This window comes from Bradyrhizobium sp. B120 (assembly GCF_049075665.1).
Classification (GTDB): Bacteria; Pseudomonadota; Alphaproteobacteria; order Rhizobiales; family Xanthobacteraceae; genus Bradyrhizobium.
The window spans coordinates 3,116,915-3,138,136 of record NZ_CP185242.1; the positions used below are offsets into that span (position 1 = coordinate 3,116,915).

Genomic DNA, 21,222 nt, shown 5'->3' on the forward strand with positions numbered 1-21,222 from the left:
CCGATGGCTTGGAGAGAGCGGCTGCTACTGGTTCAGCCCGACGCGCTCCACCTTGTAGCCGCGCTCCAGGATCGCGCGCCACCAGGGTTGCTCGTCGACATACCAGCGCACTGTCTTGGCGATGCCGGTCTCGAAATTCTCCTCGGCGCGCCAGCCGAGCTCGGTCTCGAGCTTGGTGGCGTCGATGGCGTAGCGGCGGTCGTGGCCCGGCCGGTCGGCGACGAAGTTGATCAGCTGGCGCCGCGGGCCCGCCGCAGCCGGCATGACCTCGTCGAGCAGGTCGCAGATGCTTTCCACGACGTGCAAATTGGTGCGTTCGTTGCGGCCGCCGACATTGTAGGTCTCGCCGACCTCGCCGCGCTCTAGCACCAAGGTCAGTGCCTTGGCGTGGTCCTCGACGAACAGCCAGTCGCGGACGTTCTGGCCGTCGCCATAGACCGGCAGCGGCTCGCCGGCGAGCCCCTTGATGATCATGTGCGGGATCAGCTTTTCCGGGAAGTGATAGGGGCCGTAATTGTTGGAGCAGTTGGTCACCAGGGTCGGCAGCTCGTAGGTCTCGCGCCAGGCGCGCACCAGATGATCGGACGACGCCTTGCTGGCCGAATAGGGCGAGTTCGGCGCATAGGCCGTGGTTTCGGTGAACAGGCCTTCGTCGCCGAGCGAACCGAACACCTCGTCGGTCGAGATGTGCAGGAAGCGGAACTGGTCGCGCTTCTCGTGCGACAGCGTACGCCAGTGGCGCAGCGTCTCCTGCAGGATCGTGAAGGTGCCGACGATGTTGGTCTGGATGAATTCGCCGGGGCCGTCGATCGAGCGGTCGACATGGCTTTCCGCCGCAAGATTCATCACCGCATCGGGCTGATATTTCTCGAACAGCCGGCGCAGCACCTGCGCCTCGCAGATGCAGGCCTTTTCGAAGGTGTAGTTCAGGCTCTCGGTCGAGCCGGGCAGGGAGGCCAGGTTTGCCGCATAGGTCAGCTTGTCGATGTTGACGACGCGGGCGTGGGTGTCTCGCAGCAGGTGCCGGACCACGGCGGAGCCGATGAAGCCGGCGCCGCCGGTGACGAAGATCGTCGATCCCTTAAACCGCATGTTTGAATACCTCGGCTGGACGGGGCTGCCCCTGGAACGAGCGATAGACCGACAGCAGATACTCGCCGTAGCTGCTCTTGGCGGTCTTCTGTGCCACCCTCGCGAAGGCTTCCAGCGAGATGTAACCCTGGCGCAGCGCGATCTCCTCGGGGCAGGCGATGCGCAGGCCCTGGCGCTGCTCCAGGATCTGGACGAAATGGCTGGCCTCGACCAGCGAGGAATGGGTGCCGGTGTCGAGCCAGGCAAAGCCCCGGCCGAGCACCTCGACATAGAGATCGCCGCGCTCGAGATAGGCCTTGTTGACGTCGGTGATCTCGATCTCGCCGCGCGGCGACGGCTTGATGCCGGCGGCGATATCGACCACGTCATTGTCGTAGAAGTAGAGACCGGTGACCGCGACGTTGGATTTCGGCCGCTTCGGCTTCTCCTCGATCGACAGCGCCCGTCCGGTGCCGTCCAGCTCGATCACGCCGTACTGTTCGGGCGCGTTGACGACGTAGCCGAACACGGTGGCGCCCTTCTTGCGGACCGAGGCGGCCGACAGCATGCTCGGCAGGCCGTGGCCGTAGAAAATGTTATCCCCTAACACAAGGGCCACCGAGTCATCACCGATGAACTCGCGTCCGACGATGAAGGCGTCGGCGAGACCGCGCGGGGTCTCCTGCGTGGCATAGGCGAACCGGACGCCCATCTCGCTGCCGTCGCCGAGCAGACGCTGGAACAGCGGCTTGTCCTGCGGCGTGGAGATGATCAGGATATCGCGGATTCCGCCGAGCATCAGCGTCGACAGCGGATAGTAGATCATCGGCTTGTCGAAGACGGGCAGCAGCTGCTTGGAGACGACGGTGGTCACGGGGTAGAGGCGCGAGCCGGTGCCACCGGCAAGGATAATGCCTTTCATGGTCCCTCACAATTTGATTATCAGAACATAACATATAGCGTGCGCTGCACAAGTTTGTTATGAGGGGGAAATTAACATTTTGGGCGCGTCAAACTGGAACAAATGTTAAATGAACGTCATCAAGACCGAGCTTCCTGAAGTTCTGATCGTCGAGCCGAAGCTGTTCGGCGACCAGCGCGGCTTCTTCCTCGAGACCTACCAGTCGCCCCGTTATGTCGAGCACGGCATCACGCGCCCCTTCGTGCAGGACAACATGTCCCGCTCGGCCTACGGCGTGCTGCGCGGGCTGCATCTGCAAAATCCGCTCACCCAGGGCAAGCTCGTGACCGTGCTGCGCGGCAAAGTGCTGGACGTAGCCGTCGACGTGCGTGTCGGCAGCCCGAACTTCGGCAAGCACGTCGCGGTCGAATTGAGCGAGGACAACCGTCGGCAGCTATGGGTGCCACGCGGCTTTGCCCACGGCTTCGTGGTGCTCTCGGAAACCGCCGACTTTTTTTACAAGTGCGATGACTTCTACAGCCCCAAGGACGAGCTCTCGATCCGCTGGAACGATCCGGCGATCGGGATCAAATGGGGCGTCGATAAGCCACAGCTGTCGGCCAAGGATGTGGATGCGCCGCTGCTCGCCGACGCCAGCAATCTCCCGACCTATGGACAAATCTGATGCGGATTCTTTTGACCGGAACGCGCGGCCAGGTCGGCAGTGCGCTCAAGCCTCTGCTGGAAAGCCACGGCACCCTCATCGCGCCGCCGACCGCGGAGTTCGATCTGTCGAAGCCGGAGATGTTGACGGGCGAGCTCGAGAGGCTGAAGCCCGATCTCATCATCAATCCGGCCGCCTATACGGCCGTCGATCGCGCCGAGGACGAGCGCGAGCTGGCGTTCCTGGTCAACGCCAGGGGACCCGAAGCGCTGGCGAAATGGGCGGCGGCGAACCGCGTGCCGCTGGTGCATTTCTCCACGGACTACGTTTTCAACGGTTCGGGCGACCGGTCGTGGCGCGAGGACAGCCCGACCGAACCGTTGTCGGCGTACGGCGCAAGCAAGCTTGCCGGCGATGTCGCGATCCAGGCGGCGGGCGGGGCGCATCTGATCGCGCGCACCTCCTGGGTCTATGCCGCAAAAGGCACGAATTTCCTGCGCACCATCGCGCGGCTCGCCGGCGAGCGCAAGGAGCTGCGGATCGTGGCCGATCAAATCGGCGCGCCGACGACGGCACAGGCGATTGCGGGCGCGGTCGCCGGCATCGTCCTGCCGAACCTCACCACGCTGCACGATCAGCTCGCGCGCAGGGGCGGTGTGGTCAATCTGGTTTGCGCCGGCGAAACCAGCTGGCACGGCTTTGCAACCGCCATTGTCGGCGGGCTGAGGTCTCGTGGCGTCACGCTCGCCGTCGACGACATCGTTCCGATTGCGACGGCCGATTTCCCGACCAAAGCGGTGCGTCCGGGCAATTCACGGTTGGATCTGACGCGGCTGAAGGCGCAGTTCGGCGTGACGATGCCGACGTGGCAGGAAGCGCTCGCACGCGAGCTGGACTCGTATGTCCAGCTCGGCGCGCCCGCCCACGCCTAGAGCCCAAAGTGCGGAGCGGGTTTCCTGCGGCAAGTGCCAGGCGTTTGCGCTGAGTTGATCGTGAGACAACACGCAAAAAGCGCGATGAGGATTCAACCTCATCGCGCTTTGGGATTAGGCGGCGCCGGCGCGGCCGCTTAGCGCGGCCGGCCGATGCTGTCGTAGGTGAAGCCGTGCGCGGCCATCTCGTCCGGCCGGTAGATGTTGCGCAGGTCGACGACGACCGGATGCTTCATTTCCTGCTTGATGCGCTTCAGATCGAGCGCTCGGAACTGGCGCCACTCGGTCACGATGACAAGCGCGTCCGCCTGACGGGCGCATTCATAGGCGTCCTTGCAGTACGCGATCTCGGGCAATTCCTTGCGGGCCTGCTCCATGCCGACCGGATCGTAGGCGCGAACGCTCGCGCCGAAGTCGATCAGGCCGTTGATCAGCGGGATCGACGGTGCCTCGCGCATATCGTCGGTATCGGGCTTGAAGGTCAGGCCGAGCACGCCGATCGTCTTGCCGCGCAACTCGCCGCCGAGCACGTTGGCGACCTTGCGCGCCATCGCGCGCTTGCGGTTGTCGTTCGCGGTCAGCGTGGCTTCGACGATCTTCAGCTGGACGTCGTGATCGAGCGCCGTTTTGAACAAGGCGCGGGTATCCTTCGGGAAGCACGAGCCGCCATAGCCTGCGCCGGCATGCAGGAACTTGGTTCCGATCCGGTTGTCGAGCCCGATGCCGCGCGCGACTTCCTGTACATTCGCCCCGACCTTTTCAGAGAGATCGGCGATCTCGTTGATGAAGGTGATCTTGGTGGCGAGGAAGGCATTTGCGGCGTATTTGATCAATTCCGCCGTACGTCGTGCGGTATAGAGGATCGGCGCCTGGTTCAAATAGAGCGGGCGATAGACTTCGCCCATCACCCTCTTGGCCCGATCGTCCTCGGTGCCGACGACGATCCGGTCGGGATGGCGAAAATCCTGGATCGCCGCGCCTTCGCGCAGGAATTCGGGGTTCGAAGCAACCGCGAAATCCGCGTCGGGACGGGTCTCGCGGATCAGGCGTTCCACCTCGTCGCCAGTGCCGACGGGCACGGTCGACTTCGTCACCACCACGGTGAACTTCTTCAGTGCTGCGCCGATCTCCTTGGCGGCAGCATAGACGTAGCTCAGGTCCGCATGGCCATCGCCGCGGCGCGACGGTGTTCCCACCGCGATGAAGACGGCATCGGCGTCGCCGACGGCGCCGGCGAGCTCCGTCGTGAAGGTCAGCCGTCCGGCGGCGGTATTGGTCTCAACGAGCTTATCGAGGTCGGTTTCGTAGATCGGGATATTGCCGCGCTTCAGGGCTTCGATCTTGCCGGCGTCCTTGTCGATACATACGACCTGATGGCCGAAATCGGCAAAACACGCTCCGGATACGAGACCTACATATCCCGTTCCAACCATTGCAATCTTCATGAATCCGCTCGTCGATCAGTGTGTGGAGAGGAGGAGTTAGCACTAGCACAATTGGCGCCGATAACGCCAAGTTTTATAACGTATCGTTTGTGTTGGAGCTCGGCGGCTTTTTGTGCAAACGGTGATCGCATCAGTGCAGGTGAGTGCTCGCTAGTCAGCTTGGGCGCGCCATGGACACATTCTCAACTTGAAATCGACCGACAATCGAGCCGCCGTTTGAGGGGTGGACATGAGCACGAAGACGATAGGCAAGCAGAGGCCCTCAGGAGCTGAATACGCGTCGTTGCAAACGCAATTCTCCAGATACGATCGCACCACGTTTTCTGGATTTGTTTATGACCGCGCCGATCCGAGCCGACGCTACGCCGTCGAGCTGCTGGTCGACGGCGAGCCATACATGTCATCATTGTGTGACGAGTTTGTAACAGAGCTTGCCGATGCCGGGATCGGCGACGGTCGATTTGGCTTTACGTTCAACGTGCAGGACGAGGTCAGCTCGAGCGCTGCGATCATCGAGGCAAGACTGGCGAATATCGGAAGTCCCGTCGGTGCTCCGATTCGCTGCGATGTCGCTGCACCGGAAGCGCAGTGGCATCGAATCGGCGAAATCAAATGGGCCGGAGGCTTGCGTTTCGAGGGCTGGCTCTCGCAGGACGTCGATGAAGACATCGAGATCCTGATCGCGCAACGGCCGGTGATGACCGTGAAGCCGACAGGGTGGACCAACGTTGCGCGGGGCAGCGAGTTCGGCGTCGGCCGCCGGATCGATTTTCATCTGCCCGAGCATTTTGCCGACGGTCGCGTGCGCGGGCTGTCCGCGCGGACAGTTTCAGGACGGAGCCTGATCTCGGAGCCGGTTGCCTTCGTCGCTTTCGAGCGCGGCCTGGAGCAGACCATCGCCGAGCTCGGACGCTGGGAGAGCGAGCGGCTGCGCGGACAATTGTTCGATCAGCTCTTGCCTGCCTCGGTGCCGTTTCACACCTATCGCAACTGGAAAGAGCGCTTCTCGCCGACACCACCGCCTGACGTTCCATCCGAGGCCGCGGTCGTCCTGATCGGGGATGCCAGGGTGGACGAAAGCATCGAGAGCCTGGAGGCCCAGCGGCACGCGGCCTGGTCGGCGGTGTCTCTGCCGGCGCGGGGCTTCAGTCAATTCGATTCCAGCGCTGCGCGCGAGTTCGTCGACGGCGATGCCGCCAATAGCGCGTTCTTCGTCTTCTGCCTGAGCGGGACGATCCTGGCGGAAGATGCCTTGCAGCGCTTCGCCGATGTGTTCGCGGCCGAGCCCGGCTGCGAGCTCGTCTATGGCGACGTCGAGGTCGCGGCCGGCGCCGGCGCGGTCTGGCCGCTGGCGTTCTCGGCGTTCGACCTCGAACGTGCACTCGAGCAGGGCTATGGCGCGTATTGCTTTGCGGTGCGCCGGGAACGTGCCGTGGAAGCGCTGCGATCGGCGACGTCGCTCTACGACATCTTCATTGGCTGCGTGGATGCTGAGCGAATCTATCATCTGCCGGGATCTGTCGCGGCGTTGCCGCGAATTGATGCGTCCGCCGCAACCGCCGAACTGGTCGCTGCAAGCCAGGCGTATTTTGCCAGGACTGGCGTCGAGGCGAATGTCGAGCCGCGGAAAGCGGGGCTTCTTCCAGCTGTGCGGATCAAGCGCGCGGTCGATTGGAACGAGCGCACCACCATCATCATCCCGACCAGAAACCGCGCCGAACTGCTCAAGCGCTGCATCGAGACGGTCCTGCCGGCCGCACATGAGACCAACGCACGGATTCTCGTCGTCGACAACAGCTCGAGCGAGCCGGAAGCGCTGGACTATCTCGAGGGTCTTTCGGCGGACGACATCGACGTCATTTCGGTCGAGGGGCCCTTCAACTTCGCAGCCATCAACAACGCCGCCGTCGATTGCGTCGACACGGAGAACATCTGCTTCCTCAACAACGACGTCCAGGCGCTCGACGACGGCTGGCTGGCGGAGATGCTGTGGCCGCTGTCCGCTCCCGATGTGGGAGCCGTCGGCGCAAAGCTGCTCTGGCCGAGCAGCGTCGTGCAGCATGGCGGGGTGGTGCTGGGCGCCAATTTCTCGGCTGCGCATGCCTTCAACGATCGGATGGATGGTGATCCCGGCTACGGCGATCTGCTCCAGGTGGCGCACGAATGTTCGGCGGTGACGGCCGCGTGCCTCTTGATGCGCAAGCGCGATTTCGTGGCCGTCGGCGGCATGGACGAGGTCCGCTTTCCGATCAGTTTCAACGATATCGATCTGTGCCTGAAGCTGCGTCAGCTCGGACGTCGGATCGTATTCACGCCGGACGCGAAACTCGTTCACCTGGAGTCGGCAAGCCGGGGCCGCGATTCCGCGCCGGACCGCAAGGCCCGCTTCGGGCGCGAGCTGGCGATGCTGCGCGCGAAGTGGGGCGAGGTGCTGCTCGACGATCCCTATTACAGCCCGCTGCTCGGGCTGGATTCGACGCCGTTCTCCTCGCTCGCATGGCCGCCGCGGTCATGGAAGCCGCGCGCCAACCTCCCGCCTGTGCCGACTGCTCCTCCGATCGGGATGTAACTGCACATCTTCGACCACCCAGTCGAGGACGGCGGCAACCGTTTCATCGGCGTCAAAGCCGGGCTGCAGCTTCAGGTCGGTCTTTCGGCCGCGTCCCGGCGGTGTCGGAAGCCACTCCGTCGCGGCGGCCGGCAATCCGGTCGCCAGCAGCGCGTCGACCAGCGGGTGCCCGAATGCCGGTTCACCGATGTCGAGCACCAGTTTCGTGATGCCGTGACCTTCGATGAGTGTGGCAACGTCGTCGACGGCGATTTCGCCGGCGACCATGACATTCGTCCGCTGCATCAGCTTGAGGTCGTCGAGGGTGATGCCGAGCACGATGATCTCGGTGTCTGCATGGGCATTGGCGATTTGATCGCTGAGCGCTCGGACGAAGCGAAATTCCGCCGCGCTGCCGCGCAGTGCAAGCAGGCCGAGACGCGCCGGGCCGCTCGCCGCAGGATGCCGCGCCGGCCGCGCCAGTGGGTCGCTCGGCCTGACCACTTGCAGGCCGAGAACCGACACCGAAAAGGCTGCCCCGTCTTCGCCGATCGCGATCACGCCTCGGGCCCGTTCGACGAGACCGGTCCAGTCCGGATGGAGGCCGGATCCAATCGCGGCGCGCTCGGCAAGTCTGGTATCAGTGATCAGGAGCTCGTAGGCGAAATGTTGCGTGAGCTGCGCGAGACATGCGCCGGGGATGCGGTTCGGTTCCGAAATCTCGAGCGAGCGGACCTGGAGATCGGCGAGAAGCTGCAGAAGGGCCTCGCGGCCCTCAGCTGTCGCAACGTCGAGTGCGATCGACTGCGGGGCTCCGCCATCCGGCGCGAAGATCGCAGCCAGCTGGCGTCGTCCCTCGGCGCGGAAGTGAACGATCAGACCGCGCTTGTTGTCCGCCGCGAGTTGCCGGCACCGCCTGATGGCAATCTCGCGGCCAACGGCGGAGCCGCAGAGGATGACGTGCAGGCCGGCGGCGCGCTGTTCATTCGCAAGCAGCTTGAGCTCAAGCGCCGCGCGGCAGTCGCGCAGCGGATCGGCAAGCAGGAACGCCGCGCATTCCGTCGCATAGCGCCGGTAACGGTGCTCGAGCACGCGAAGATTGCGCAGCACCAGCGAACGCTTCTCGCCGAGGAACGAGCGCGAGCCCTCGTGTCCGACAAAGACCGACGGGATGCAGACATTGCGGAAGCCGGCCTCGGCGGCGCGGAGGCAGAAGTCGACGTCTTCAAGATAGCCGCGATAGAAATCGTCGGAGAGGTCATGCACGGCGTCGAGGCATTCGCGGGTGATGTAGAGGCAGAATCCGATGCCGTTGGGAATGTCGATGGCGATCCCGGAATTTGCCGTGCCGGCAAGCTCGTCCAGCAATTCCAGTTCGTCGGGCGAGGGCAGGGGGTTCGACCGGTTCGGAATTGGAAAGCTGGTATATTCGCCGTTGTTCGAGAGCGGGGTCGCCGTGCCCACGCCGGACGTCGATTGCACGGCGCTTCGCAAGCGTTGCAGCGCGTATTTCGGCACCGTCGTATCCGAGTTCAGCAGCACGACGTCGCCGGTATCAGTCTCGGCAAGCGCCCGGTTGACCGCGCCGACAAAGCCGAGATTGTGCGCGTTGGTCAGGAGCCGGATGCGCTGCGCCGAAGCCAGCTCGCCGAGCAGGCGCTTGATGTCAGGCTCGGGCGACGCGTCATCGACGGCGACGATGGTCGCGCCCGGCGTGCAGGCCACGGCCGTCAACGCGCTCTCGATGCAGGCGCGCGTCGCGGCCAGATCCCGGTAGACCGGGATGATGATGGTGAGTGGCGGAGTTTCGGCGCTCCCGGCGCGAGGCAGTCGCTGTGGCGCGTTGCGGCGATCCGGCGCGCGGTTGGCCGGGAGTTGGATGCTCGCGATGACGCGGCCCGCCTGCGCGATCTCGAGGCGTTGCGAGGTCGCGGACGCCGGCCGCATCAGACGGAAGCTCGCAGCACGTCGCCCATTGAGCGCAAACCGGTGACGGGGATCGGCGGGAAGCTGGACGGTGCTGGATTGATCCGCCTGCGCCAGTGAAAGGTGTGGATCATCAGCGCCTCGCCACGTCACCCATCCCTTCACCTCCTCATCGAGGAAGTCGATACGGGCGCAACTGTCCTGACCGTTCTGCTCGAGCAGCAGGAGCGCGCTCCTGACTGAATCCGGATCGTCATCGCGCCGCGCGACGCTTCGTGCGGCTTCGATCTGCGCAAGGCCGTCGCCCCAGACCATCATTCGCCGCGCGGCGGCAAGGTCGTCCGGTTCGAGCTCGAGCGCCTTGGCGACGCTGGCGACGGCCGCTTCCTTGAGATCGAGGCGAAACAGCGCTTCTGCGCGCAGCAAATGGGCGCGGGCGCCCGGATGCGGCAGGATCCGGCAACGGCGGTCGGCGAGCGCGAATGCGCGACGGAAATCACGTGCCTCGAGCGCCGCGACGGCGGCCCGCTCGAGATCGACGTGGTGGAGCGTTCTGGACGTAAAGGCGATCCTGCGCGCGTCGGCGGTCAAGTGTCGCCCTTGTCTGCCCACATGGATCAGCCCGCCGTCTTGACGGCGTTCTGCCGGCTCCGGAATACGCGTACCCGTCCCTCGAGGCGCGGTGCCTCCTGGCGCGGCATCAGGGGAGCCGGCGGAGCGGGTTCAGCGTGCCGTGGCTGCCGGGGCGCGAGCGGCGCCGCCTGCGCCCGGTGCTCTTCGAGACTGAGCTTGAGGCCAACCAGAGGTTCCCGGCCCGAAGGGCCCGACACCACGATCCGGTTCCCGGTCACCCGCAAGGCGGGAGCCCCGAGGAAGATGGTCTCGGCGGCAATGGCGTAGCGATCCGCGCCGGGGCCCGTGGCCTCCAGCGAGAACCCCGTGATGGCCAGCGCGCGTCCCCGGGTTCCGGCAAAGGTTCCGAGCGGAACGAACTGGTTGTCGCCGCGCTGCGGCCGGGCGAACTTGACCGCATATTGCAGGTTGAGATCGTACGGCTTGTTCGGCCATTCGAGGGAAATACCCTCGATTCGGGCCGGCGCGGCCGGTCCGGCAATCCACGTATTCGGGCCAACCGTCACGTCACCCAAACCCGCGACATGCGCGAGCAGCTTGAGGGCGCTCAGCTCCTCAGGGCCGGCCTCGGGCTCGTCGGTGTCGAATGGCTCGCTGGCGGGCTGACCGATCGGCTGCACGGCGGGTTGTCCCTGGCTCAGCGGTTCGATCTTGATATTGGCGGCGGTCGAGGCGCCGGCGCGCCCGGCCGTGACCTCGACGATCAGGCGGCTTGGCCGGGCCACCGACACGACCAGCGCGGTCTCGGGCGCAAACAGGGTTCCATTGGCCGCATCGGGCCCGGTAATAATGTTACAATTGTTAAGGCTGGCGCGATCGGGATAGACGCGCACCACCGGAGGTGATGTCTTGTCTTCCGCGCCATTGTAGCGAACCAGGAAAAGACCCCGTGCCAGGTCAATGGTTTTCTGCTGAATCTGTTCGTTCATGGTCGCCTGCGAGCTTAACGGAATGGGTTGATATGTTTCCCACAGTGTGCCCCAAAAATTGGTGTGATAGAAGGGGGCTTAATGTTAATCCGGTGAGATAGTTCGCACGTGCATATCGAAGACACCCTGCCGGTCATGATCTCGGATCTGACCCCAATCGAAGACCGCGCGGCCGGGGGGCGCGCCCGCCCGCCAATGAACGTCCTCTTCGTCCACAACAACTTTCCAGCCCAGTATCGCCACATTGCGCGTGCGCTCGCCGAGCAGCCCGGAAACAAGGTCGTTGCGGTCGGTTCATCGACCGCGAGCACGACGCGGGATATCCGGCTGCTGAAATATTCGACGACCAAGTCGGACTCCGCGATGGTCCACCCCTTTGCCCGCCGCTTCGATGTCGAAGCGCGGCGTGCCGAAGAGGTCCTGTATGCGCTGTCGTCGCTGTCGGGGCAGGGCTTCGTGCCGGACCTGATCTTCGCGCATCCCGGTTGGGGTGAGACGTTGCCGTTGCGCACGATGTTTCCGAAAGCGCGGATCATCCTCTATTGCGAATTCTACTACGGTGCCGAGGGCAGGGACGTCGGCTTCGATCCCGAGTTTCCGATGACGGGCCTCGACGGCAATGTCGCGCTTCATCTGAAGAACGCGACGACGCTGCTGGCGCTCACGGAATGCGATTCCGGCGTTTCGCCGACGCCATGGCAGAGGTCGACCTTTCCGCGCGAGTTTCAGAGCAAGATCGATGTCATCCACGAGGGCGTCGACACCGACGAGGTGAAACCCAATCCCGTCGCCAGGTTCCAGCTTCCGAACGGCGCGACACTGTCGGCGGACGACGAGGTGATCACCTACGTCTCGCGCAATCTCGAGCCGGTGCGCGGATTCCACGTCTTCATGCGATCGCTGCCGAGGATATTGGCTGCGCGGCCGAATGCGCAGGTGGTGATCGTCGGCGGCAGCGGGACATCCTATGGCGCGAATCCGCCGAAGGGCTCGAGCTGGAAGTCGATGTTCCTCGACGAGATCAGGTCGGAGATCGACCTGCGCCGCGTGCATTTCCTCGGCCGGATTCCTCGGGAACAGTATCTCGCGCTGCTGCAGATCTCCTCGGTGCACGTCTATCTGACCTATCCCTTCGTGCTGTCATGGTCGCTGCTGGAGGCGATGAGTGCGGGATGTGCGGTGGTGGCATCCGACACGGCTCCGCTTCGCGATATCATCTCGGACGGCAACGGCCTGCTGGCGCCGTTTTTTGATATTGATGCGTTGTCGGATCAGGTAGTCTCGGTGCTGTCGCGGCCGAAAGCCTTCAAGAAGATGCGGATGAAGGCGAGGAGCTTTGTGCGAGACAATTACGACGCAAAGCGGGTCTGTCTGCCCCGGATGCTGACGCTCGTCGATGAAGGTGTCCTCCCGCGCACGCACGGGGGATAACGCCAGGAGCTAGCAATGCCGCTTGTCATCTCGGTTGCCCAGCGCAAGGGCGGGGTCGGAAAAACGACTCTTGCAGTTTTGCTGGCCGCAGAACTGGATCGCCGTACGGGCTTGGTCGGACTGGTCGACGCCGACTCCCAGGCGTCCGCCTGCCACTGGGCCGAGCCCGGCAATTTGTCGTTTCCCGTCTACCAGCTTGATCCGGAAACCCGGCCAGTTGCCGAATGGGCCAAGCTGATGCGCCAGATTCCGCATCAGATCATCGTCGTCGATTCCGCGCCCAACGACCGGGTGCTGGGCGCCGTGCTCGCGGTCGCCAATATCGTGCTGATGCCGTGTACGCCGTCGGGCCTCGACATCGAGGCCACCGCGCGGACGATCGACATCGTGCGGGAGGTCCGAGCCGCGCGGCGAACCGCGCTCCGTGCCATGATCGTGCCGAACCGCGTCGACCAGCGCACGCTCGAAGGCCAGCAGCTGATCGAGGAGCTCGATATGCTCGACGAGGAGATCGGGCCGATGATCGGAAGCCGCTCGGCCTATGTTCGCGCCGTCGCGCTGGGACAATCGGTTGCCGATTTCGCTAGCGGCACGCCGGCGGATATCGAGATCAAGACGCTCGCCGATCTCGTCATGAGCTGGTGCGGGATCGCGCCCCGGCAGCGCATGACGGTCTAGATTAACAGAGCGCTCCAGCTGCTTCACATCGGGTAACCATGTCCGCATGGGACCAAGCGATCCCGCGCCGCAACTGCCCCTTGATCTGACGGCGGCGTCCACAGAAACCACAGGAAAAAAGCACTGCAAGCGCGATGAAGCCGCGATCCGTTGACCTTCACGCGCGTTATCATTCGGCAGCCGAACGGCTTGCCGGCGCGGGAACCCGGCTTGGTTAACAAACCGCTCGCGCGCATCGGAGCATTTGAAGCAAATGCCGCCGCGCGCTTGAGCCTAAGCTCAAGACATTTCCCGTACATGCTTCCCGTCACTGTGGGGAGTGAAGAATGTACAACGTCAAGAGAGTGATGGCCTTGCTTCTGGCCATCGTGGCGCTCGGGACAAGCGCGCAGCACACGCAAGCTGGAATGATCGGCTTCCCGCTGCCGCTGCGCGGCGTGGTCGAGAAGATCCGCTTCAGCGAGCCGACGCTGGCGCCGATGGCCTACACCATGTTCTGCATGCGCTATGCCGACGAGTGCAAGCAGAAGCCCCGCGCCCGCATGACATTCCGCGGCGGCGCCACACGTCTGACGAAGCAGCGCATCGCCGACCTGATCGAGGTCAATGCCTCGGTTAATCGCAGCATCGCGCCACAGCGCAACGAGCGCGGCCTCGCCGGCGAGGAATGGCTGATCAATCCGGCACGCGGTGACTGCAACGACTACGCCGTCAGCAAGCGCCACGAGCTGCTGGCGCGCGGCTGGCCGATGCGCAACCTGCTGCTGAGCGAGGTGGTGACCTCCTGGGGCGAGCATCATCTCGTGCTGGTGGTCCGCGCCGATGGCGGCGACGTCGTGCTCGACAATCTGAACGCGCAGATCCGCAACTGGTCGCAGGCGCGCTATCGCTGGGTCAGGATGCAGACCCCGGCGAACCCCGATCATTGGGCCGCCGTCGCGCAGGCCGGCGCCTGAACTTCTGAGTCAGCCCCATCGATTGAACGTGGCGCGGCGAGACCTTTCGCCGCGCCACTTTTCGTATGAGGGATGATGAAGATTGCGAGGCCGCTGCGACAACATTCCGGAACGATTGGCGGCCGGACCGGTTGATCCCGGTCCAACCTATCGAGGCATCGACATGAAGCCGGCCGGCCTTGTCACGATTGCGACGCTGGTCGTCGCCACAGCCGGTCCCGTGCTCGCACAGGGCACCGGGCAGACCACGCAGGGCGCAACGCGCTACTCGATCGACGGCCCGGGCGGCGGTGTCCCGACGTCGCGGCCGCAGGCGACCCAGCCGGTCCCGCCGGCAACACCGGTTTACCCCTATGGAAGGCCACCACGACACGCCCCGCCGGTTGGGCAGCAGACCAACGTCCCGCTGCGGTCGCGTTAACCGTCACTGCGGCAGCAAATCCGTTCGCTCTTAACGCTATTCGCATCGGCATTTTGCTGCGCCAGACGGAATGTCGTACCCATGCGATCATTGCGTTGGTTGAGGCGCAGGATTGGTCCGCGCAGGGACGGCATTTTCAATGGCGAGCAGGGGTTCGATCCTCATCACGGGCGGCGCGGGATACATCGGATCCCATTGCGCCAAGGCGGTCGCCGAGGCCGGGTTTCTCCCGGTCGTCTATGACAACCTCTCCACCGGCCACCGCAATTTCGTGCAATGGGGACCGCTCGTGATCGGCGACGTCGCCGATCACGACAGGATCGCCGCCACCATCCGCGAGCACAATGCGCTGGCCGTGATGCACTTCGCCGCGTTCAGCGCGGTCGGCGAGTCCGTCGCGGATCCGCAGAAATACTTTGGCAATAACGTTGCCGGCACGCTCGGCCTGCTGCGCGGCATGCGTGAGGCAGGCTGCGACCGCCTGGTGTTTTCCTCTACCGGCGCCGTCTACGGCAATGCCGGGCGCGATCCCATTCCCGAGAGCGCCGCGGGGCCGACCGTCAATCCCTACGGCCGCTCCAAATTCATGATCGAGCAGATGCTCGATGATTATCGCGCCGCCTATCAGTTCAAATCGGTCTGCCTGCGTTACTTCAACGCCTGTGGCGCCGATGCCGGTGGCACCATCGGCGAGCTCCGCGATCCCGAGACGCATTTGATTCCGCGCGCGCTGATGGCGCTGCTCGGGCACGTGCCGGACTTCGCGATCTTCGGCGAAGATTATGAGACGCCTGACGGCACCGCGGTGCGCGACTACATCCATGTCGACGATCTCGCCGCCGCCCATATCGCGGCGCTCGAGCTGCTGTTGAAGGGGAGCACCGGCGGTGTGTTCAACCTCGGCACCGGCACCGGCTACTCGGTGCGCGAGGTGCTCGACGCGATCCGCGCCGAGACCGGCGAAGCGGTGCCGAGCGTGGTGCGCGAACGCAGGGCCGGCGATCCGCCGATCCTGGTTGCCGATCCCTCCAGGTCGGAGAGCGGCCTCGGTTTCAAGGCGAGCCGGTCGGATCTTGGCTACATCATTCGCTCGGCCTGGGCGTGGCACCAGAAGGCGCATCCGCGCCGGCGATAGGGCATGATCCGGAACAGCGCGAAGCGGCCTTCCGTCGCGGCAAACGCGGAACGCGTTTGCGCGGAGATCATGCTCAAAATGGCGGAAGACTAGGCTGCGTCCGCGCGCGACCTCAGCCGGCCGAACTGGCTGCGCAGCACCAGCAGTATGAGGTGACCTGCGCCGATGCCGGCAAGACCTCCCGCCACCTTGACGATCGCGTCGAGCAGGCGGCCGTGACGGTCCGGTGTCAGCAATTGCATCGCTTCGAGTGTGAACGAGCTGAGGACGACAAAGAGCAAGATCAGCGCGGTACGCCGCGGGTAACCCAACACAAAGGCCATTGCCATCACTGCAAACGCGGCGAAGCGTTCGGTCTGAGGATGGAAAAACGACGGACGGTCCTGGATCGGCGACAGCGTCACGAAGGCGATGAAGGCAAGCGCAAGCCAGCCCGCAATCACGCCGAACTTCCGTATCTTCGAAATATCCAACAAAGTATTCCCGGTCCTGTACCGCAGACGACCCCGGGCTGGATTAGCGCATCACCTCTGTCAGCGACATGGAAATGGTCGCCGAAGGTTAACTTGCCCGCCGATTGTGACAGACACGACGGGTCGTCCTGTTGTTAAATGATAAGGTATTAAAATACCATGTGCTGAAACTCAATTCCACCTGGTGCGCATCTCTCAGCGGGAGCCCGTCGCGCTTGCGCGGGTTCCCGGGATGGTGCACCTGACGAAAAAATAAGGTTTGCCCTGCGGCTCCATTCATAAGCCGTTCACGGCCGGGAGCCTCATTTGATGCCGGAATATCGCAATGCTCACTCTCGGAGGCCAAAGTGCGTCTGCTCGTCGTTGAGGATGACCCGGATCTGAACCGCCAGCTCACCACCGCCTTGACGGACGCCGGCTATGTGGTCGATCGCGCGTTCGACGGCGAGGAGGGGCATTTCCTTGGCGACAGCGAGCCCTACGACGCGGTCGTGCTGGATATCGGGTTGCCGAAGATGGACGGTATCTCGGTGCTCGAAGCCTGGCGGCGGAACAAGCGGGTGATGCCGGTGCTGATTCTCACCGCGCGCGACCGCTGGAGCGACAAGGTTCAGGGGTTCGATGCCGGCGCCGACGACTATGTCGCCAAACCCTTCCATCTGGAGGAGGTGCTGGCGCGGATCCGCGCGCTGCTGCGCCGCGCGACCGGGCATGCCCAGGTCGAGCTGACCTGCGGGCCGGTGGCGCTCAATACCCGGACCAAGCGGGTCACCGTCAACGGCAACCCGATCAAGCTGACCTCGCACGAGTACAATCTGCTCGACTATCTGATGCACCACACCGGGCGGGTGGTCTCGCGCACCGAACTGGTCGAGCACCTCTACGACCAGGACTTCGACCGCGACTCCAACACCATCGAGGTGTTCGTCGGCCGCATCCGCAAGAAGCTGGAAGTCGATATTATCCAGACTGTTCGGGGCCTCGGCTACATGCTGTCGCCGCCGACCTAAAGCGCTTTCTCAAACAAGCCGGTTCGCGCGAAGAAAGCGCGACCAAACAAAAGGATGAGGGCATATCCTGTTCAATCGGATCATGCTCTTAGAGTGCTTGATCGGCGTACACGGGCATTGGCATGATCCGCGCCGGGAGAACTGGATTCGCCAATGTTTGAATCCCTGATGTCTGTTGCCGCTGACACGCCGTTCGAGCCCGTGCCCTAAAGCATGATCCGGAAAAGTGCGAAGCGGCTTTCCGAAAAGATCATGCTCAAACAAGGAGATAAAGCGCGATGACGATTCAACCTAATCTCATCGCGCTTTAATGGGCGGCAGCTCACTTGCGACCCGCCTGTTCGTCTCGGCGACCGCCTGGGTGGTGGTGATCCTGGCGATCACGGGCGTCATCCTGTCGTCGGTCTATCGCGACGCGACCGAGCGCGCCTTCGACCGGCGGCTCAATCTCTATTTGCGCACCCTGATCGCCGAGGTGGCGACGCCGGACGAGCCGGCGGACCGTCAGTTCCAGTCGCTCGGCGAGCCGCTGTTCGACCTGCCGTTGTCGGGCTGGTACTGGCAGATCACCCGCACCGATACCGAAAAGGGCGAGACCCGCGCCTCGCGCTCGCTGTGGGACAAGAAGCTGCCGAAGCTCGAGGAGCACGGCGCTGAACTGACCGCCGCCGGCGTCCGCCTCGGCTATGTCGATGGACCCGAAGGCCAGAGCCTGCGCGTGGTCGAGCGCCCGGTCGACCTCGGCGCCGACGGCAAGTTCCTGGTCAGCGTCGCCGGCGACGCCACCGAGATCTTCGATGAGACGCGCAGCTTCGACTATTATCTCGGCGGCACCTTCGCAGCCCTCGGCATCGTGCTGCTGCTGACCACGATCTTCCAGGTGCGCTATGGCCTTGCGCCGCTGAAGCGGATTTCGGATTCGATCGCCGACATCCGCTCCGGCCGCGCCGAGCGGCTGGAGGGCCGGTTTCCGGTCGAGATCGCGCCGCTGGCGCGTGAGACCAACGCGCTGATCGATGCCAACCGGGAGATCGTCGAGCGCTCGCGGACCCATGTCGGCAATCTCGCCCATGCGATCAAGACGCCGCTGTCGGTGATCGTGAACGAAGCGGGCACGCATGCCGGCGATCCCTTCGCCAGCAAGGTGCTGGAGCAGGCCGACCTGATGCGTGACCAGGTCGCGCATCACCTCGAGCGCGCGCGGATCGCCGCCCGGGCCACCATCGTCAGCACCATCACCGACGTCGCACCTGTGATCGAGGCGCTGCGCCGGACCATGGAGAAGATCCATCGCGATCGCGACCTCGCGATCGAGGCGAAGGCCGACCCGGCGGCGCGGTTTCGCGGCGAGCGACAGGACCTCGAGGAGATGGTCGGCAATCTCGTCGACAACGCCTGCAAATGGGCGGCTTCTCAGGTGTTCATCGAGGTCAGCGTAGACCCGCCGGAAGCGTCGGGCGCGGGACCCAGGCTGCGCATTGTGGTCGACGACGACGGGCGCGGCCTGTCAGAGGCCGAGCGCGCCCAGGTGTCGCGGCGCGGCCAGCGGCTCGACGAATCGAAGCCCGGCTCGGGGCTCGGCCTGTCGATCGTGACCGATCTCGCCGGCCTCTATGGCGGCAAGCTCGCCCTGAATGACGCGCCGATCGGCGGTTTGCGGGCCGAGCTCATGCTGCCCGCGGTGTAGGGAATGATGACTTTACTCTGAATCGAGCGGCGGATTCCGTTTCACCTCGCCCCGCGTGCGGGGAGAGGTCGGAACGCATCGTCAGATGCGTTCCGGGTGAGGGGGAGTCTCCACAAACACAGCTGTCACCGAATACGCGGAAGCGGCCCCTCACCCCAACCCTCTCCCCGTAAGAACGGGGCGAGGGAGCGCAGCGCCGTCGCGGTCGCCATCTGACCTAAGCCCATCTCGCTCTAGTCTGCCTTGGGCGGCGCGGCCGTCATTATTCCTAAACGGCTTCTTAACGCGCCAACCTCTATCATTGCGGGCGGACGGGCTGCGGCGTTTGCCGGGCACCTAGCTTTCACGACCGGGCATGAGCCAGAAATCGACCGAGCGGCTGAGGGATTATCTCGCGCAGCTTCCGCCGCAATCGCAGGCGCTGCTGATGCGGGAGCTGGAGCGCGCCGTCGAACGCGGCGATGATGTCGCGATCGCCAATCTGGTCCTGGAGCAGCTGCGCAAGATCGTGCGCGGGGTCGAGCAGGACGAGCAGATCCAGCCGCGCAGCGACGATCCGGCGCGGCTGCTGTTCCGGCCGCTCGAGCCGTTCCTTGCCGAGACCAATTTCCCGACCCGGGCCGGCCAGCTCCGGCGTGCCTCGCTGCTGCCGATCTGGCAGTGGCTCGCCCGCGAGGGCGCGCCCGAGGCCGCCCGCGAATTCGAGAAGGCCCTGGCGGCTGCCTCGGAGAGCGGCCCGATGGAGATCGCCGCGCGCAAGTTCCAGCTTGCGGCGGCGGAAGCCATCCTCAAGATCGCGGGGCCGACCCAGGACGACCGTCAGCGCGCGCTGGCACGCGTGGGCCCGCCGAACGTTGTCGAGGACCTGCTGCCGATCGGCCTCGTGTTGCAGGCCCGCGAAGCGCTGGAAACCCTGGGCAGCCGGCTGCCGAGCCAGATCCGGGTGTTTTCCGATTCCCAGATCGCCTCGGCGATGGAGGCGCTCAAGCTGCCGTCGCTGCAGACGCCGCAACTGCTGCCGTTCGCCCTGTCATTGATCGCGCAGCGGCTCGCCGCGCCATGGCAGATCATCCGCCTTGCCATCAAGATGGCGGCCTCCGACGACGAGCTGCGGGTCGCGGCGACGCCGTACGGCATCGCCGTCACCATCGCGCTGCATGACCTGTCATTCGTCGCGGCCTGTCTGCGCACCGACATCAAGCGCGGACATTTCGATTATGTCAGCGAGCAGCTCAAGACCCTGCATGACGGGGTCCGCGGCCTGCGCACCGAGCTCGATCTGCGCAACGACTCGACCTGGGGCCGCCAGCTCACGTCGGTGCGCGCCGATACCTCCAACGCGCTGCAATCGGAGATCGACAGCGTGCCGGGTCGGGTCCGCCGTATCCTGCGCCAGCGCGCCGACAAGGACATCACGGCCGGCGCCAAGATCGATGCGTCCGAGGTCGAGGATGCCGCCGCCCTGATCGATTTCGTCGCGGTGTGCCGCACCTATGCCAGCGAGCTCGCCATCAACGAGGTGACGCTGCGGACCTTCTCGGACCTGCAACATTATGTCGAGCAGTCGACCGAGGGGCTGGTGCAATCACTGCGCGGCGGCGACGCCCGGGTCCGCGCCTTCCGCCAGCAGCAGGTCAAGGCCGCGATCCGCTTCTGCGAGGTGCTGTTCGGCCACGACTACGCCTCGCTGATGAACCGGGCGGCAGAGAACGCCGTGACCGGCGAGCGGAAATCGTCGCGCGCGGGGTAGCGCTCTCAATGTCCTTTGAGCTTTCTATACAACGGTTCGTATCCCTGAAGTGTTAGGGAGACGGCTCCTTTCAGGCAGTACAGGATTGCTGGCATCCCACCCAATCCGATCCAATTTACATTCTGGGCCGCTCTCAACGTGTCGCTATCTGGTTCGTTTTTGTGTTCGAGCCCTGCATAGTCTCGGACATAATTTATTGCGGTTTTGACAGTGATGTCCGTGCCACTGAACTGCATAAGTGGATGTCGCAGAAACTCAGCCAGAGTCATCGTTTTGATAATTTCTGGAATTGAGGGGTGTATCTTCGGATCGTAATTGATCCTCATTGTAGGGTCGGAATAGATAGTAAAGCGGAATTTCAGTTGCGCCCTGCGGTTCGCAAGGCTCGTGATCGACGGATGATCCAGCAAAAGTCTACGTAGAGGTCCGACCGCCTCGAAGAGGTTTTCTAGGGTCGGATTGTCGTGACACCGAATAAGCTTCTCAAAATTATAAATGAATAATTGCTCAGGGGTGAACATGCGCGCATCCCTCACTTTGTTCGCCGCCTGGGCGGGGCGAGAAGCGCTTGCGCAATTTCGGAATAATGGAAGTGTGCAGCTGATTTGCCCGACATGTCAAGTCGTCGGGTG

General features: G+C 64.1%; 18 protein-coding genes. 11 read left to right on the forward strand and 7 right to left on the reverse strand.

The window, feature by feature from the left end; genetic code table 11:
• Nucleotides 1–24 precede the first annotated feature (24 nt).
• Nucleotides 25–1,092, reverse strand: a complete 1,068-nt coding sequence (gene rfbB, locus ACOIX3_RS14155) for a dTDP-glucose 4,6-dehydratase (RefSeq protein WP_420970417.1) — start codon at nucleotides 1,090–1,092, stop codon at nucleotides 25–27.
• Nucleotides 1,082–1,993, reverse strand: a complete 912-nt coding sequence (gene rfbA / locus ACOIX3_RS14160) for a glucose-1-phosphate thymidylyltransferase RfbA (RefSeq protein ID WP_420970418.1) — start codon at nucleotides 1,991–1,993, stop codon at nucleotides 1,082–1,084. Before rfbA ends, rfbB begins: the two co-directional genes overlap by 11 nt.
• 109 nt (nucleotides 1,994–2,102) lie before the next feature.
• Here rfbA and rfbC point away from each other — a divergent pair, with 109 nt between their 5' ends.
• Entirely contained in the window at nucleotides 2,103–2,657 is a 555-nt protein-coding gene (gene rfbC, locus ACOIX3_RS14165; protein WP_420970419.1) for a dTDP-4-dehydrorhamnose 3,5-epimerase, read from the forward strand.
• On the forward strand, nucleotides 2,657–3,568 hold the full coding sequence (gene rfbD, locus ACOIX3_RS14170) for a dTDP-4-dehydrorhamnose reductase (protein WP_420970420.1): 912 nt from the start codon (nucleotides 2,657–2,659) through the stop codon (nucleotides 3,566–3,568). Before rfbC ends, rfbD begins: the two co-directional genes overlap by 1 nt.
• Nucleotides 3,569–3,705: 137 nt before the next feature.
• Here the strand turns inward: rfbD and ACOIX3_RS14175 are convergent, their stop codons facing one another.
• Nucleotides 3,706–5,013, reverse strand: a complete 1,308-nt coding sequence (locus ACOIX3_RS14175) for a UDP-glucose dehydrogenase family protein (protein ID WP_420970421.1) — start codon at nucleotides 5,011–5,013, stop codon at nucleotides 3,706–3,708.
• A gap of 229 nt (nucleotides 5,014–5,242) precedes the next feature.
• On the opposite strand from ACOIX3_RS14175, the gene ACOIX3_RS14180 reads away from it, so the two are divergent.
• A complete protein-coding gene (locus ACOIX3_RS14180) occupies nucleotides 5,243–7,582 on the forward strand; it encodes a glycosyltransferase family 2 protein (RefSeq protein ID WP_420970422.1) in 2,340 nt (779 codons plus the stop codon).
• Here ACOIX3_RS14180 and ACOIX3_RS14185 read toward each other — a convergent pair.
• Together ACOIX3_RS14185 and ACOIX3_RS14190 are read right to left on the reverse strand one after the other, a co-directional pair.
• Entirely contained in the window at nucleotides 7,523–10,078 is a 2,556-nt protein-coding gene (locus tag ACOIX3_RS14185) for a glycosyltransferase (protein WP_420970423.1), read from the reverse strand. The genes ACOIX3_RS14180 and ACOIX3_RS14185 overlap by 60 nt on opposite strands.
• 26 nt (nucleotides 10,079–10,104) lie before the next feature.
• Entirely contained in the window at nucleotides 10,105–11,049 is a 945-nt protein-coding gene (locus tag ACOIX3_RS14190; RefSeq protein WP_420970424.1) for a hypothetical protein, read from the reverse strand.
• Nucleotides 11,050–11,244: 195 nt separating this feature from the next.
• Here ACOIX3_RS14190 and ACOIX3_RS14195 point away from each other — a divergent pair, with 195 nt between their 5' ends.
• The 5 genes from ACOIX3_RS14195 (at nucleotide 11,245) to galE (ending at nucleotide 15,670) form a co-directional block, all read left to right on the forward strand.
• A complete protein-coding gene (locus ACOIX3_RS14195) occupies nucleotides 11,245–12,480 on the forward strand; it encodes a glycosyltransferase family 4 protein (RefSeq protein WP_420970425.1) in 1,236 nt (411 codons plus the stop codon).
• A 15-nt stretch (nucleotides 12,481–12,495) separates the two neighbouring features.
• Nucleotides 12,496–13,158: an AAA family ATPase gene (locus ACOIX3_RS14200; protein WP_420970426.1), complete on the forward strand. Its 663-nt coding sequence runs from the start codon at nucleotides 12,496–12,498 to the stop codon at nucleotides 13,156–13,158.
• A 326-nt stretch (nucleotides 13,159–13,484) separates the two neighbouring features.
• Nucleotides 13,485–14,114, forward strand: a complete 630-nt coding sequence (locus tag ACOIX3_RS14205) for a transglutaminase-like cysteine peptidase (RefSeq protein WP_420970428.1) — start codon at nucleotides 13,485–13,487, stop codon at nucleotides 14,112–14,114.
• Between the two features lie 163 nt (nucleotides 14,115–14,277).
• On the forward strand, nucleotides 14,278–14,535 hold the full coding sequence (locus ACOIX3_RS14210; protein ID WP_420970430.1) for a hypothetical protein: 258 nt from the start codon (nucleotides 14,278–14,280) through the stop codon (nucleotides 14,533–14,535).
• A gap of 139 nt (nucleotides 14,536–14,674) precedes the next feature.
• Nucleotides 14,675–15,670, forward strand: coding sequence for a UDP-glucose 4-epimerase GalE (galE, locus tag ACOIX3_RS14215; protein ID WP_420970431.1), 996 nt, complete (start codon nucleotides 14,675–14,677; stop codon nucleotides 15,668–15,670).
• Nucleotides 15,671–15,759: 89 nt separating this feature from the next.
• Here galE and ACOIX3_RS14220 read toward each other — a convergent pair whose 3' ends face one another.
• On the reverse strand, nucleotides 15,760–16,113 hold the full coding sequence (locus tag ACOIX3_RS14220) for a VanZ family protein (protein WP_420970432.1): 354 nt from the start codon (nucleotides 16,111–16,113) through the stop codon (nucleotides 15,760–15,762).
• A gap of 377 nt (nucleotides 16,114–16,490) precedes the next feature.
• Here ACOIX3_RS14220 and ACOIX3_RS14225 point away from each other — a divergent pair, with 377 nt between their 5' ends.
• From ACOIX3_RS14225 to ACOIX3_RS14235, 3 genes are all read left to right on the forward strand, one after another.
• Entirely contained in the window at nucleotides 16,491–17,153 is a 663-nt protein-coding gene (locus ACOIX3_RS14225; RefSeq protein WP_092125249.1) for a response regulator transcription factor, read from the forward strand.
• Between the two features lie 310 nt (nucleotides 17,154–17,463).
• Entirely contained in the window at nucleotides 17,464–18,840 is a 1,377-nt protein-coding gene (locus tag ACOIX3_RS14230) for an ATP-binding protein (protein WP_420970434.1), read from the forward strand.
• Nucleotides 18,841–19,195: 355 nt separating this feature from the next.
• Nucleotides 19,196–20,590, forward strand: a complete 1,395-nt coding sequence (locus ACOIX3_RS14235) for a hypothetical protein (protein ID WP_420970435.1) — start codon at nucleotides 19,196–19,198, stop codon at nucleotides 20,588–20,590.
• A 5-nt stretch (nucleotides 20,591–20,595) separates the two neighbouring features.
• Here ACOIX3_RS14235 and ACOIX3_RS14240 read toward each other — a convergent pair whose 3' ends face one another.
• A complete protein-coding gene (locus tag ACOIX3_RS14240) occupies nucleotides 20,596–21,111 on the reverse strand; it encodes a hypothetical protein (RefSeq protein WP_420970436.1) in 516 nt (171 codons plus the stop codon).
• Nucleotides 21,112–21,222: the final 111 nt, after the last annotated feature.

What these genes read in the sequence shown, in the direction of transcription:
- rfbB (WP_420970417.1), bottom strand. Translation starts at nt 1,092, where the DNA reads ATGCGGTTTAAGGGATCGACGATCTTCGTCACCGGCGGCGCCGGCTTC.
- rfbA (WP_420970418.1), bottom strand. Translation starts at nt 1,993, where the DNA reads ATGAAAGGCATTATCCTTGCCGGTGGCACCGGCTCGCGCCTCTACCCC.
- rfbC (WP_420970419.1), top strand. Translation starts at nt 2,103, where the DNA reads ATGAACGTCATCAAGACCGAGCTTCCTGAAGTTCTGATCGTCGAGCCG.
- rfbD (WP_420970420.1), top strand. Translation starts at nt 2,657, where the DNA reads ATGCGGATTCTTTTGACCGGAACGCGCGGCCAGGTCGGCAGTGCGCTC.
- ACOIX3_RS14175 (WP_420970421.1), bottom strand. Translation starts at nt 5,013, where the DNA reads ATGAAGATTGCAATGGTTGGAACGGGATATGTAGGTCTCGTATCCGGA.
- ACOIX3_RS14180 (WP_420970422.1), top strand. Translation starts at nt 5,243, where the DNA reads ATGAGCACGAAGACGATAGGCAAGCAGAGGCCCTCAGGAGCTGAATAC.
- ACOIX3_RS14190 (WP_420970424.1), bottom strand. Translation starts at nt 11,049, where the DNA reads ATGAACGAACAGATTCAGCAGAAAACCATTGACCTGGCACGGGGTCTT.
- ACOIX3_RS14195 (WP_420970425.1), top strand. Translation starts at nt 11,245, where the DNA reads ATGAACGTCCTCTTCGTCCACAACAACTTTCCAGCCCAGTATCGCCAC.
- ACOIX3_RS14200 (WP_420970426.1), top strand. Translation starts at nt 12,496, where the DNA reads ATGCCGCTTGTCATCTCGGTTGCCCAGCGCAAGGGCGGGGTCGGAAAA.
- ACOIX3_RS14205 (WP_420970428.1), top strand. Translation starts at nt 13,485, where the DNA reads ATGTACAACGTCAAGAGAGTGATGGCCTTGCTTCTGGCCATCGTGGCG.
- ACOIX3_RS14210 (WP_420970430.1), top strand. Translation starts at nt 14,278, where the DNA reads ATGAAGCCGGCCGGCCTTGTCACGATTGCGACGCTGGTCGTCGCCACA.
- galE (WP_420970431.1), top strand. Translation starts at nt 14,675, where the DNA reads ATGGCGAGCAGGGGTTCGATCCTCATCACGGGCGGCGCGGGATACATC.
- ACOIX3_RS14230 (WP_420970434.1), top strand. Translation starts at nt 17,464, where the DNA reads ATGGGCGGCAGCTCACTTGCGACCCGCCTGTTCGTCTCGGCGACCGCC.
- ACOIX3_RS14235 (WP_420970435.1), top strand. Translation starts at nt 19,196, where the DNA reads ATGAGCCAGAAATCGACCGAGCGGCTGAGGGATTATCTCGCGCAGCTT.
- ACOIX3_RS14240 (WP_420970436.1), bottom strand. Translation starts at nt 21,111, where the DNA reads ATGTTCACCCCTGAGCAATTATTCATTTATAATTTTGAGAAGCTTATT.